This is a genomic window from Flavobacterium sp. LS1R10, assembly GCF_003968825.1.
Taxonomy (GTDB): Bacteria; Bacteroidota; Bacteroidia; order Flavobacteriales; family Flavobacteriaceae; genus Flavobacterium.
In genome coordinates this window covers 606493-620030 of sequence record NZ_RYDH01000001.1, presented here as the reverse complement: position 1 = coordinate 620030, position 13538 = coordinate 606493, and the positions used below count along the sequence as shown (strand labels likewise).

At 36.2% G+C, this 13538-nt stretch carries 13 protein-coding genes; 5 read left to right on the top strand and 8 right to left on the bottom strand.

The genetic code is table 11. The features are described from left to right. Positions 1–77: 77 nt before the first annotated feature. The 4 genes from EKL96_RS02770 to serS are packed head-to-tail and all read right to left on the bottom strand — an operon-like array spanning position 78 to position 4154. Positions 78–389 carry a DUF4286 family protein gene (locus EKL96_RS02770; protein ID WP_126451918.1) on the bottom strand — a complete coding sequence of 104 codons (312 nt, stop codon included), beginning with the start codon at positions 387–389 and terminating at the stop codon, positions 78–80. Positions 390–439: 50 nt separating this feature from the next. Continuing rightward, the gene (locus EKL96_RS02765) at positions 440–2218 is read right to left on the bottom strand and encodes a tetratricopeptide repeat protein (RefSeq protein WP_126457887.1); all 1779 of its coding nucleotides are present in this window, start codon (positions 2216–2218) and stop codon (positions 440–442) included. 53 nt (positions 2219–2271) lie between these two features. After that, positions 2272–2853, bottom strand: coding sequence for a TIGR00730 family Rossman fold protein (locus EKL96_RS02760; RefSeq protein WP_126451916.1), 582 nt, complete (start codon positions 2851–2853; stop codon positions 2272–2274). A 29-nt stretch (positions 2854–2882) separates the two neighbouring features. Further along, a complete protein-coding gene (gene serS, locus EKL96_RS02755) occupies positions 2883–4154 on the bottom strand; it encodes a serine--tRNA ligase (protein WP_126451915.1) in 1272 nt (423 codons plus the stop codon). Between the two features lie 353 nt (positions 4155–4507). On the opposite strand from serS, the gene EKL96_RS02750 reads away from it, so the two are divergent. Beyond that, positions 4508–6328 carry a DUF1800 family protein gene (locus EKL96_RS02750; RefSeq protein WP_126457884.1) on the top strand — a complete coding sequence of 607 codons (1821 nt, stop codon included), beginning with the start codon at positions 4508–4510 and terminating at the stop codon, positions 6326–6328. Between the two features lie 12 nt (positions 6329–6340). After that, the gene (locus tag EKL96_RS02745) at positions 6341–7948 is read left to right on the top strand and encodes a DUF1501 domain-containing protein (RefSeq protein ID WP_126457881.1); all 1608 of its coding nucleotides are present in this window, start codon (positions 6341–6343) and stop codon (positions 7946–7948) included. A 122-nt stretch (positions 7949–8070) separates the two neighbouring features. Here the strand turns inward: EKL96_RS02745 and EKL96_RS02740 are convergent, their stop codons facing one another. The 4 genes from EKL96_RS02740 to EKL96_RS02730 form a co-directional block, all read right to left on the bottom strand. Next, a complete protein-coding gene (locus EKL96_RS02740) occupies positions 8071–8610 on the bottom strand; it encodes a DUF4375 domain-containing protein (protein WP_126457878.1) in 540 nt (179 codons plus the stop codon). Positions 8611–8712: 102 nt separating this feature from the next. Then, entirely contained in the window at positions 8713–8883 is a 171-nt protein-coding gene (locus EKL96_RS14275; RefSeq protein WP_197037238.1) for a hypothetical protein, read from the bottom strand. Positions 8884–9334: 451 nt separating this feature from the next. After that, the gene (locus tag EKL96_RS02735) at positions 9335–9874 is read right to left on the bottom strand and encodes a 3-hydroxyanthranilate 3,4-dioxygenase (protein ID WP_126451913.1); all 540 of its coding nucleotides are present in this window, start codon (positions 9872–9874) and stop codon (positions 9335–9337) included. Between the two features lie 89 nt (positions 9875–9963). Next, positions 9964–11076, bottom strand: a complete 1113-nt coding sequence (locus EKL96_RS02730) for an endonuclease/exonuclease/phosphatase family protein (RefSeq protein ID WP_126457875.1) — start codon at positions 11074–11076, stop codon at positions 9964–9966. A gap of 162 nt (positions 11077–11238) precedes the next feature. Here EKL96_RS02730 and EKL96_RS02725 point away from each other — a divergent pair, with 162 nt between their 5' ends. The 3 genes from EKL96_RS02725 to EKL96_RS02715 all read left to right on the top strand — a co-directional run bounded on the left by EKL96_RS02725 (position 11239) and on the right by EKL96_RS02715 (position 13530). Then, on the top strand, positions 11239–12240 hold the full coding sequence (locus EKL96_RS02725; RefSeq protein ID WP_126457871.1) for an LD-carboxypeptidase: 1002 nt from the start codon (positions 11239–11241) through the stop codon (positions 12238–12240). A 165-nt stretch (positions 12241–12405) separates the two neighbouring features. After that, positions 12406–12765: a YraN family protein gene (locus EKL96_RS02720; protein WP_126457869.1), complete on the top strand. Its 360-nt coding sequence runs from the start codon at positions 12406–12408 to the stop codon at positions 12763–12765. Positions 12766–12873: 108 nt separating this feature from the next. After that, on the top strand, positions 12874–13530 hold the full coding sequence (locus EKL96_RS02715) for an aspartate kinase (protein ID WP_126451909.1): 657 nt from the start codon (positions 12874–12876) through the stop codon (positions 13528–13530). Positions 13531–13538: the final 8 nt, after the last annotated feature.

Genomic DNA, 13538 nt, shown 5'->3' with positions numbered 1-13538 from the left:
AGGTCACAAATTGCGACTTGAAGATTGTGATTCAAAACGACAATCTGAATATGATTGCTTCGTTCCTCGCAAGGACTCTAATAATCCGCAATCAATTCTAATTCCGTTCTAAACGCCAGCATTTTGTCTCCAAACAGCTTCGCTCCTTCTTCACGAAAAGCCGGTGCGTCCTCCAGATAATATTTCTCCAAAGTGTCTTTGCTGTCCGTCACATATTGAACGGAATAGGTAACTCCGCCCATTTCTTCTTCAATTAAAACCCGTACCATTCTTGCCGAAGAGAATTTTCCTGTAGCCAGAATTTCTGGAATGTGCTTGTGTTGCATCCAAATCATCCATTGATCGTGCACGCTTTCGTGTATGTTTGTAGTAACGTTGTATAGTATCATTTTTTTGTTTAATTGGTTAACTGGTTAATCGATTAAACAGTTAAACTTTTTTATAAATTAGTATCTCCCCTCAATTGCCTGAATTTCTTTCTGGCTTCCACAAAATAAATACTGTCCTGATGATTAAAAATAATCTTCTCATACAAAGGTTTCGCTTTATCAGGCAATAGCAGTTGTTTTTTATATATCTCTGCCGAAAAATACAGCGCTTCGTCTATGTAAATCCCATCGCTATACTGATCCATAATCGTTTGGTATTGGCTTAAAGCCAAAGTAAAATCGCCCGTTTCTTCGTAAATATTTCCCAAACGCAACAACGTCACGGCTTCTATTTGCTGACCTTTATGATTTTTTAAAATCGATAGAAACTGCGTTATCGCTTCCTGATTCCTATTTTGATACAACAGATAATCTCCTTTGGCAAATTGTTTCAAAGCCGTTTGTGTCGAATCAACGACGGTATTGTCATTGATTAACAGAAAATATTCCAAAGCATCATTCGCAATCAACTGTGTATTGGCTGATTTCAATTCCTTAAATTGTTTCAACGCCCAAGCAAAATCAGTTTTAAAATAACTCGTTTTTGCGGCTTTCAAACTGGCTTCATGCGCCATTACATCATTCTTCAAGTCCAATTCAATCTGCGAATAATAGATCAACGCCTGATTGAATTTTTCTTCGTACAACAAAATATCTGCCAGTTCCATTTTGGCATCAGCTACCTGATAATCATTCAATTGCAATTCCAGCGCTCTCTTGATTATTGCCTTTCCTTCCTCCGGTTTTTTTAACTTAAATGCCGTGAAATGTGCCTGAATCAGCTGCAAAGATAAGGTAAAAGGACTTATTTCAAATTGTTTCACCAAACCGTCTAATTCTTTGCTGATAACGGCAAAGTCTTTTTCGGTTGCTTTTTCAATTTTCATCGCAATCAAATACGAATTCGCTTGGATCAGCAATTCTAAATCTAGTGTGTTTTGCAATACAAACCCTAAAATTTCCTTTGCCGCTTCCTCATTTTCCTCGTCAATTGCCAGTTGCCCTAAATTTACAATCGTAGCAAGCGATTCTGGATTGCGTTTATAAATGGCTTTTTGCTGAATAAATGCTTTCCCAAATTCCTTTTCCTGCACATAAAACCAACTCAGATAATGGTTCCAAAAAATGTCTTGATTTTTCTGCGTCCTTACAATTAAAGCTTTACGCAACAATTCATTGAAATTTGCATCGCCTTCATCAGCCATAAAACGAACCAGTTGATTTTGGATTCGAATGGAGTTTTGAGGATTAGCAAACGCTTCATCCAGAAAAGTGGAAATCATCATTTCTATATTAGACAATTGACCGTAAAGCAATCCTATTTGATAATTGAAATTAAAATTAGGCTCTAATTCTACTGCGATTTGGTAGGATTTCAGCGCGTATTCAAGTAGCACTTTTCGCTCAAAAGTGTTTGAAATTCCGTACACTTGATTTGGGTTTTTTCTGATGCGGTCTAATGCCTGATCGTAGTACATCTTGGCTTTATCATCATTTTTTTGCAACTGAAAATTATATCCTAATTCTACCAGAAGATTTCCTTGATTGTACTTGTCAAGTCTTTCTTGAATGGCTTTTTCGGCACTTTCAAACTCTTGCAATTGCTGTGAACAATCGATTATTCTTAAAAAATACTGAGAGTTTAATGGAATCTCTTGCAGTAATTCTTCATAACTGATTTTGGCTTTTTCAAAATCGCCCTTGTCATAATAATACTGTGCCAATTGTTCGTTTTGGGCGAAAGCGAATAGCGATAAAAACAGGTGTATTAAGAGAACGATTTTTTTCATTTTTTATCTGTTTTTCTAATTCAGATTAGGTGTTGGAATACATATTCGTGTCTTTATTCATTTCCCTTTTTAATCCATTTTCCAACTTCCGGTGCGGTGTAATTTTCCATTTTGTTCAGCAATTCTTCCGCATTATCACTAACCAAAATCATCTTTTGATTGATTTCTTTTAAAAAACCGTTATCAACCATTTTTTGGATGAATTGCAATAATAAATCATAAAATCCATCAACGTTTAAAATCCCAATGGGTTTCTTATGAAGTCCGAGTTGCCCCCACGTGAGCATTTCGAAAAACTCCTCTAAAGTTCCAAATCCACCAGGCAATGCAATTACGCCATCGCTTAATTCATTCATTCTGGTTTTTCTTTCGTGCATACTTTCCACAATGATTAACTCGGTCAAATTATCGTGAGCCACTTCCTTAGACATCAAAAAACGGGGTAAAACACCAAATACTTTTCCGTTTTCACTCAAAACACCGTCAGCAACCGCACCCATTAAACCCACTTTTGCGCCACCGTAAACCAAATCAATGTTCTTCTTAGCCATTACCTGTCCCAGTACTATCGCTTGAACCTCATAATTTTTTTCATTCCCAAAACTGGAGCCACAGAACACCGTAATCTTTTTCATCAACAAAATATTTTTCAGTAGTGTTTTAACTAATTGATACTATCAAATCCGCAATAAGCACGCAAAACCTCAGGAATTACGATTCCTTCCGGAGTTTGGTAATTTTCTAAAAGTGCTGCCAAAACTCTTGGCAAAGCCAATGAACTTCCGTTTAAGGTGTGTGCTAATTGATTTTTTCCATCTTTATCTCTAAAACGTAATTTCAACCGATTTGCTTGAAAAGTCTCAAAATTAGAAACCGAACTGATTTCTAACCAACGGTCCTGTGCAGTAGAAAACACTTCGAAATCATAGGTTAACGCTGCTGTGAATCCCATATCGCCGCCACAAAGACGCAATATTCTGTAGGGTAATTTCAATTCCTGCAAAATACTTTTTACATGCTCCACCATTCCGTCCAAGGCTTCATACGATTTATCGGGATGCTCTACACGAACAATCTCGACTTTGTCAAATTGATGTAAACGGTTCAATCCACGTACGTGCGCACCATAAGAACCTGCTTCACGACGAAAACAAGGCGTGTAAGCCGTGGTCAAAACCGGTAATTCACTTTCGTTTAAAATTACATCCCGAAACAAATTCGTTACTGGAACCTCAGCAGTTGGAATCAAGTATAAATCATCCGTTTTATCATGGTACATTTGCCCTTCTTTGTCGGGCAATTGTCCCGTTCCATAAGCAGATGCTTCGTTTACCATGTGTGGCACCTGAACTTCGTTATATCCTGCAGCGGTATTTTTGTCCAGAAAATAATTGATCAAAGCACGTTGTAATTTTGCTCCTTTTCCTTTATAAACCGGAAATCCTGCGCCTGTGATTTTTACTCCCAATTCAAAATCGATAATGTCGTATTTTTTTACCAATTCCCAGTGTGGTTGCGCGCCTTCATGCAAAACTGGGATTTCCCCTTCTTCAAAAACGTTCAGGTTTTCCTCCGGTGTTTTTCCAATAGGAACAATATCAGCAGGAAGATTGGGTAAGGTATATAATTTTTCTAAAAGTTCAGCGGCAAGTGCATCAGCAGTTTCGGCTAATTTCTTGCTTTTCTCTTTATTTAAAACAGTTTTTTCTTTTAAGATTGCGGCTTTAGATTTCTCTCCCGCTTTCATCAATTCGCCAATATCCTTGGATAATTTATTAGATTCGGATAAAATGCTGTCTAGCTCCACTTGCGTAGCGCGACGTTTTTCATCCAGTTGTACCACTTCTTCAACAACACTTGTAGCATCGATGTTTCTCTTTGCCAAAGCGGTGATTACTTTTTCCTGATTCTCTCTAATAAATGCGATTTGTAACATAGCTTGATTTTTTTAACGCTAACTTATATATTAATGGAAGCAAATTTAGGGAAATGTTTGGTAGTATGAGATAAAAATTTTATCAAAAATCGAATTAAAAAGGGGAATTGCACCGCCATTTTTTGCGCGCCTATAGATTTAAATAAAATAAATAATCGAGAAAGCTTTTTGTGTAGTTTTAATGACCCGATTATAAATTTTTGCAGCAATTTGAACAATACATTATTTAAGTACAACATTTATAGCACGTTGAACGTATTGTAAAAAAACATAATTTTGAGTAGCTATTTTTACTTATTAGAAAATAATAAAGTAGTAGGGAGTCGATTGTACAAATCAAATTTGAAATCGTTATGAGTAATACTATTAACCGTAGAAATTTATTTAATTTAATACTAAATAAATTAAAAATTAATCAGGATACCAAAGATCCATTATTTGAAAAATATTCCCGAAAAATATTTACAGGCAGAAGATATCAAAGCGTTAAAAGCGCTACAAAATCGGCTTTTACCGATAGAGTAGTTCCTGTTAACAGTGGATTAAATCCCTACAGCGGTAGTTGGGGCAAGCAAGAAGTACTGCATTTGCTAAAACGTACTGGTTATGGTTTTAGAAAAGCCGATGTTGATGTGTTACTCGCTTTAAATATGACAAATGCAGTCAATGCCGTGTTGAACATCAGCACTACTGCGCCTGCGCCTCCCGTAAATTCATACAATAATTATTCTCCAGATGAGAGCAACTTGCCCTACGGAGCTGACTGGACAAATGACCCATTGCCTGCGGGAACCAATACCACTAACTCGAGAAGAATAGATTCATTATCACAGTGGAATTTTGGTTTAGCTTGTAATCAAAATTTGACTATTAAGGAAAAAATGACTTGGTTTTGGTATCATTTTATTCCAGTAGATTTTGACACCGTACGCAGTACACCATTTTCGTATGCGGGCAGTAATTCATGTCGCATATTGTACTCCTACATGAAAATGTTTCGAGATAATCCGCTTGGAAATTACAAAACACTGATCAGAAAAATGGCTACACAGCCCGCTATGATGTACTATTTAAATAATCAAGCCAACACAAAAACATCTCCAGACGAGAATTTTGCACGAGAGCTTATGGAGCTTTTTACTCTAGGAAAAGACCCATTAAGCCAGTATACTGAAGCTGATGTGTTACAAGCAGCAAAAGTTTTAACAGGATGGAGAGTTGTAAATTTAAATACAGCAACACCCAGCACTAATTTTGACACCAATTTTCATGATACGAGCAATAAGCAGTTCTCCTCGTTTTTTAACAATATCGTTATTAGCAATGCTGGTGCTTCAGAGTTAGATGCTTTGATTGATATGATTTTCACTAAATCACAAGTAGTTTCAGAATATATTTGCCGCCGATTATATCGCTATTTTATCTATTACGATATCGATGCCACAATAGAGTCAAACATCATTAAACCATTAGCACAAACATTTGTAGCTAACAATTGGGAAATCGCACCGGTATTAAACCAACTTTTCAAAAGCCAACATTTTTATGATATGGCCAATAGAGGCGTTTACATTAAATCGCCTTTTGATCTGGTCATTGGTAGTTTGCGGACTTTTAACTTGAATTATACGGTTACAGACGCAACTAATTTTGAAGCGCAATACCGAGTTTGGAATTACTTCAACAATACTGTTTTGAGCGGTTTAGAACAAACTATGGGGAAAATTCCAAATGTTTCCGGTTGGGTTGCTTTTTATCAAAATCCGTCTTTTCATGAATATTGGATCAATTCCAGTACCACTCAAAAAAGATTCGATTTCTTAAATAAAATTTTCAACGGTTACAATCTTACTTACAACTTGCTCACAACTCGGATAGAAGTAGATATAATAGGTTTTATTCAACAATTTAGTCCTGCTATTTGTGCTAATCCAGATTTATTAGTTGCTGAATCTATACAGTACTTACTGCCCATTGATATTAGTAGTACACAAAAAGAGCAAATAAAAATTCAATCGCTACTTTCCAATCAAACAAGCAATGATTACTGGACCTCAGCTTGGACACTTTACCTAAATGACACGTCAAATACAACCAATCGAAACATTGTGAAATCTCGACTTAAATCCTTGCTTGTGACTCTTACTCAACTTGCTGAATACCAATTAATGTAATCTTTTGAAGTTATGAAAAGAAGAAGTTTTATAAAAACAAGTGCATTAGCCTCCATCCCTTTAGCTTTGAATGGAATTCCTGTAATGGCGTCAGCTTCAATTGAAAGTAATGCATTAGATGTTTTGGCAAACGCAGCGGTAAATTGCGGAAAAATTTTGGTTATCATTCAAATGAATGGCGGTAACGATGGGTTAAATACCGTTTTCCCTTTAGATAAATGGACAAATTTAAATAACGCACGTTCGAATATATTGATGAACCAAAATTCTGTTCTGCCACTGGCCAACAATACCACTACTGGCATACACCCTGCAATGTCTGAAATGAAAACTTTGCATGATAATGGCAAATTAATGATTATTCAAGGGGTTTCCTATCCCAATCCAAGTTTCAGTCATTTTAGAGCAACTGATATTTGGTTTACAGCTTCTAATAGCAATCAAACCCTTGATGATGGCTGGCTAGGACGATCGCTAGATACCATATATCCTAATTTCCCTATTGGTTATCCTAATAGCGCCATGCCTGATCCATTGGCTATTCAAATAGGTTCTACTTTGCCTTTTTCTTTACAGGGACCTACTATTAATATGGGTTATAATGCTCCTGATCCAAATGCACTTTTGAACGTTATTAATCAAATTACGGATCCCGCACCTAATTCTGATTACGGAACGGAGTTGACTTTTTTACGTTTAATGAAAGACCAAAGCAATGTGTATCGCACTGCAATACAAACTGCTTTTAACACTGCTCAGTCACAAACCGCAACATATCCCAGTGCTAATAAACTAGGTGATCAATTAAAAATTGTTGCTAAATTAATCAACGGCGGATTACAAACTCCTATTTACATTGTCAATCACCCTAATACATCTGATTTACACAGTGGTCAAGTGGATGCTGCTGATAAGACCAAAGGTGCTCATGCTACAAATCTCAGTATTTTATCGCAGGCAATACATGCATTTCAACAAGATTTAGAGCTTATGGGGAAATCAAATTTAGTAACAGGAATGACTTTTAGCGAATTTGGTCGAAGAATTAAAAGCAACGGAAGCCTTGGTACCGATCATGGAGCTGGAGCACCTGTGATTTTCTTCGGAGCCGCCTTGAATACAGGATCTAGTTCTATAACAGCTCAAAATCCAGTTTCAGGAATGATAGGAAGCTCACCAAACATACCTGTTAACGCAACAGTTTCTGACCAAATTGCGATGCAATTTGACTTTAGACAAATTTATTCTTCGATTATGCAAGATTGGTTGTGTATGAGTGAAGCACAAACTGCGGAAGTTTTGGGTGGCACTTTTACAAAATTAGCCCTGTTCAAAACTGCAACTTTAGACACTGTTTCTTATGAAAATGAGCACTTTTTTGTTGTTTATCCAAATCCAATTACAAACAATACTATCAATATTAATTTTAAAGACAGTTTAAGTGATTACATAAATGTGCAGTTGTTTACGATTCAAGGAACAAAAATCTTCCAAAAATCTTTCAGAGTAAACGGAAATACCTTAACATTTTCGCCAGATAACACCATGGTATCTGGAATCTACATCTTAGAAATAGAATACAACAACTATAAATTTCACACCAAAGCGATTGTGTCTTGATAGATTAAGAATGGAATGCTTTAAGTTACTTCATAGAAAAACACAAATGTAAAACACAGAGATTCGCTACGTTATACTTTAACTCTCTCCACGTTTATTTGTACTTTTTCTATGTAAAACAACTACTCTCTTTTAATCTCATGTCCCACAAACTCCTCTAAGGCTGCAAACATATCATCTACAGAAAGAACTTCAAAATCTGGGTGTGTTTTTAAGAAAGCAGCATTCAACGTAATCAAGTTTTCTTCAATTTCGAAAAAAGTGTCGTTGTTAAGCAAATCTCGAGTAGGATTTACGCCTTCGAGTTTTCCTTTCAGGAATTTATTCAGCTTGACACTGCTCATTAATTTCACTTTTTTGGATTGTTGTTGAAACAATTCCAAGTGCTTTTCAGCACCAATCAAAGCCAAACCTTCTTCGATCAATTCGTTTAGTTCTTTATCCCAACCCGAATTGTATACAAATTGAGCAAAATTTCCTTCGGTATATTGTGAGGTATAATAATCTAAATAATAACTCATTATGGCATCTTCGTGAATCAAATCATCATTCACGCCTTCCTCACGCATTAAGTTGATTACCGATATATTAGAGTGAATTATATCTTGGAGATTTCCACTGTTCATTGCTGTTTCTGAAATAATTATTCTACCGAATTCCATAGGTTTTGTATTTGAATATGTGTTGCAAATTTCGGGCAAAATAGTGAAGAATCGAAATGTTTTTTTAGCCACAGATTAGCACCGATTGATTAGCGCAACCATTTAAATGACATCAGATTCGTCACTACGCTTTTTCTGATTCATTTTGGTAACCAACGCTTTCAAACGCATGGCTTTTTCTTTTTTTTCTTCTTGAAGTTTGGTCTTTTTCCGATTGAGCAATTTGGTATGCAACGCCTTATTTTTGGTGTTTTTTTCGGGTCCTTTTGCCATGGTTTACAGTATTCTTTAATTCTGTTTACAAATATAAAAAAAGCACCTCTCTTTCTGGATTTGTTATCTATAAAACAGAAAATATCTTTAAAAAAATAAACTATCTTAACTTTATGAAAATAAAAGAGTCTATACAAATGAGATTAGCGGAATTTTTAACATTATGCAAAAGTCATAATGTTAAAAATATTTATGCTTTTGGCTCTGCTGTGACTGAAAATACCAAATTCCCTAGCCCCGATAGCAGTGGAAATCCCACGCTTTTGGGCGTGGATTGCAACGAATAGCGGGAAATAGCTCCAAAAAATACAAACAATTTCTCCGTAGTACAGACAAGTCGCGAGCTGTTCTTATCCTAAAAAATATTTTGTTTTTTGCTGCCAAAAACATATAATTTTCAGAAATATTGGGACATGAAGGAAGCGAACTGACGCTAAGCAGCGACTTAAAATTATTTTTTGGCTACAAATCTGGTGTCGGTTTCCATTATGGTTCCACATTTTTCACAGGTTCGCATCTTTGTAGAAGTATAGAACTGTTCAAAATGAGGCAGAAAATCTTTCTCGATATTATGAAGTTCAAAATAGACCTCGTGCAGCTTATGATTACAAGTATCACAAAACCAAAGTAATCCGTCCGTGAATCCTTTTCCAGCTCTTTTTCTTTCGATGACAAGTCCTATAGAACCCTCGGAACGCACTGGAGAATGGGGGATTTTAGCAGGATGAAGATACATATCACCCGCATGTAATTCCATTTCTTTGCGTTCCCCATCTTCTTGAATAATCACTTTGATGGAGCCTTCAAGCTGGTAAAACAATTCTTCAGTTTCGTTGTAATGATAGTCTTTCCTGGCATTTGGGCCGGCAACAACCATGACGATATAATCACCGGATTCCGTGTATAAATTTTTATTGCCAACGGGTGGTTTCAGCAGATGACGGTTTTCGTCAATCCATTTATTGAGGTTGAAAGGTTTTGCAATTGCCATTTTTTCTGAAGGTCAAAGTTTTTAAGGTACTAAGGTACTAAGATTTTAAATGATAGAACCTACTAATTCTCTCCAAAAGTACAAGCACTTTAGTTCCGTTTTTCCTTAATCAAATAAATATACACGGGAAAATGGTCGCTAAATCCTATTTCGGTGGGGGAATGCCGCAACGGATAGCCTTTGTATTGTCCGCTGGTTTGTATCAAAAAAGATTTGTTGTAAATTCCGGCTTTCCAATACCGAAAGCTAGAATAGTCTGATTGCAGTAAGGTTTCGGAAACCATTATTTGGTCAAAAACATCCCATGCATCACGAAATGCAATGGTTCCAAATCCTTTCTTGGCCATTTCCTCGAAGGGATTATAAATCCCAAACGGTAGCACATCTGCTTTTTTTGCTTTGGCGCCAAGCCCAAATTTGACACTTTTATTATATGGTCCGTCATTTAAATCACCTAAAGTAATCACTTTTGCTTCTGGATTTATGCGTTGCAAAGAATCGATTATTTTTCGGTTTAATGCTCCAGCGGCTTCCCGGAACGGACTTGATTTTTTCTCGCCGCCAGAACGCGACGGCCAGTGATTGACTATGATATTGATTTCCTCTCCGTCCAGAAATCCGGTTACCAATAGCTGATCTCGTGTGTAAACCCGATAATTTTTGGTGCTTATTTGCAATTCGTCATCTGTTTTTTCTTCGGAATTGGCTTTAGAATTTTCGTTTGTGGTGGTTCCTTCTTTATAAATGTACAACGGAATGTTACTATAACTCGTGGGCTGAAATTTCTTTTTTTGATACAACAGCGCCACGTCAATTCCTCTTTTGTCCGGTGAATCAAAATGGATGATTCCGTAGTCTTTATCAATAAGCTTGGGCTGTTTTACTAAATCTTCTAAAACGCCTCTGTTTTCTATTTCACAACCGCCAATAAATGTGGGCGAATCCGTGTTTTCAGCTGAACCAATTTCAGCTAACACTCGGGCTAAGTTTCCCAATTTTTTTTGGTACTTCCCATAATTCCAGCCTTGCAACCCTTTTGGAGTCCACTCTTCGTCAAAAGTATCCGGATCGTTTATGGTGTCAAAAAGATTTTCAAAATTATAAAACGCAACGGTATGAATAACATATTTTTTTGGTTGCGCAGTATTTTTTGCAATTGGAAAGAATAAAAAAAGAATAGGAATCCAGTACGTAATTCTCATAAATATCATTTATTTACCGCTGTTGCTGAGATCCCTTTTAGAATCTGGTTATTGTAAAAATAGTCATTTGAGTGTGAACTTAGAATTATTTTCTAAATGTCTATCTTTGTTTTTGTCATTTAACGCCTTTATCATTAGAATTTCTCAGAAAAGCAATACCGCATGAATCAAAATCAATTTACTTTTACATCCCGTTATTCTATTTTATATCAATTGCTATTGCTTATTTTTGTGTTACAATCTTTCAACAGTCAAGCCCAATACAATATGATTACACCCCCTAGTTTACAAAAAGGAGATACCGTAGCTATTTTGGCAACAGCCCGAAAAAACACAGATGATAACTTGAAACCCGCTATTGATTTGCTGCACAGTTGGGGCCTGGAAGTGGTCATAGGCAGCACAATAGGTTTAGACAACAACCAATTAGCCGGGACTGACGAACAGCGAGCAACTGATTTTCAGCAGCAACTGGACAATCCAAACATCAAAGCCATTTGGTGCGTAAAAGGCGGATACGGAACCGTGCGTATGATTGATTTGTTAGATTTTACTGCGTTCAGAAAAAATCCGAAATGGATTATTGGCTTTAGTGATGTGACTGTTTTACACAATCATTTGAACACTATGGGTTTCAAATCCATTCACGGAATCATGCCGATAACCGCTCCAAGAGCCACTCCTGAAGCTATAAAAACTATGCGGACTGCTTTATTTGGTGAAAAACTATCCTACAATATAACGCCTTTTGTAATGAATAGACCCGGGAAAGCTACCGGAGAATTAGTGGGTGGGAATTTATCCATTCTATACAGTTTGTTGGGTTCACCCTCCGCGATTGATTGTTCCGATAAAATCTTGTTTCTAGAAGATTTAGACGAATATTTGTATCACATTGACCGTATGATGATGAATTTAAAACGAAATGGTTGCCTGGAAAGCGTCAAGGGAATTGTGGTAGGTTCGATGACAAAGATGAAGGATAATGATATTCCGTGGGGGAAAAATGCCATCGAAATTATCGAGGATGTAACCAAAAAATACTCTATTCCTATTTTGTATAATTTCCCGGCGGGACACATACAAGACAACAGAGCCTTAATTTTAGGCAATACTGTAACGATCAATGTCAGCGAGAAAAGCAGCACACTAGTTTTTGAATAAAGAAATCCTCCCTCCGGCTCCCCTCCGAAGGAGGGAGAGACTAAACGGAAATAGACTCAGGATAATTGTTTGTAATATTACATATCATTTTGGGTTTTTGGTTATAAATTACCATTCTGAATTGTAGGAATTAATTTCACAGGTTTATTAACTGAAAACTTTTTTATGGCTGCACATAATGAACTTGGAAAACTAGGAGAAGAAATGGCAGTCGAATTTCTACGGAAAGACGGCTACACGATTTTGCAAACCAATTGGACCTTCCAAAAAGCCGAAATAGATATTCTCGCCCAAAAAGGAAACACACTTGCTGTTGTTGAAGTCAAAACGCGTTCCTCATTAGAATTTGGCTTACCACAAGATTTTGTAAAACCAAAAAAAATCCAGCTCCTTGTAAAGGCCGTTCATGCCTTTGTCAACAAAAAAAATTTAGATATAGATGTCCGTTTTGACATTATTGCAATACATAAAGAAGGCAAATCTTATGTCATTGAGCATCTTATCGATGCGTTTTATCATTTTTAATTCGTTTTTTTAATGTTATATTTGTAACAAATTGTTTTTTTATTTACATTTGCGTTATATGTACACACTGACTACGCGTATATTTACAACCACTAAAAAAATTAAATTATGAAAACTGTTTCTTCCATTGTAGAGAACTACATCAAAACAAAGCCATTTTTGTTGAATGCGTTATCATTAGGGATCATTAATCTGACCTCATTATCCCGGAATATAATGACTGAATTAGAAAGTGAATTTGGCAAGGAAGTAAAACAAGGCGCAGTGGTTATGGCTTTAAAAAGACTCACTGAAGAACTGGATTTCAGACTGAATCACAAGATCAATAAAGTAATTAAAAATATTGGGGAAATTACCGTTCGTTCTGCTTTGACGGATTATACATTTGCTGCTTCTGACACTGTTTTAAATAAACAAGCAGATTTAATTACCGATATTAATACGCTGCCGGATATTTTTTACACTTCGTCCAGAGGTGTGAATGAAACAAATATTGTGGTCAGCAACAGCATCAACAATTTGGTTGACAAGCATTTTGCTTCTGAGAAATTAATTCAAAAACTGGATAATCTGGCTTCGATTACCGTGAAATTACCGAAAGAAAACATCGTTGTTCCTGGGATTTACTATTTTATTTTCCAGCGTTTGGCTTGGGAAGGAATCATCATAAACGAAGTAATTTCGACTTCTAATGAATTCACAATTTTAGTAAGTGAAGAACAAGTAGATGTGGCTTTCAAAGTAATTAAGGATTTGAAGAATTAACAAAGCTT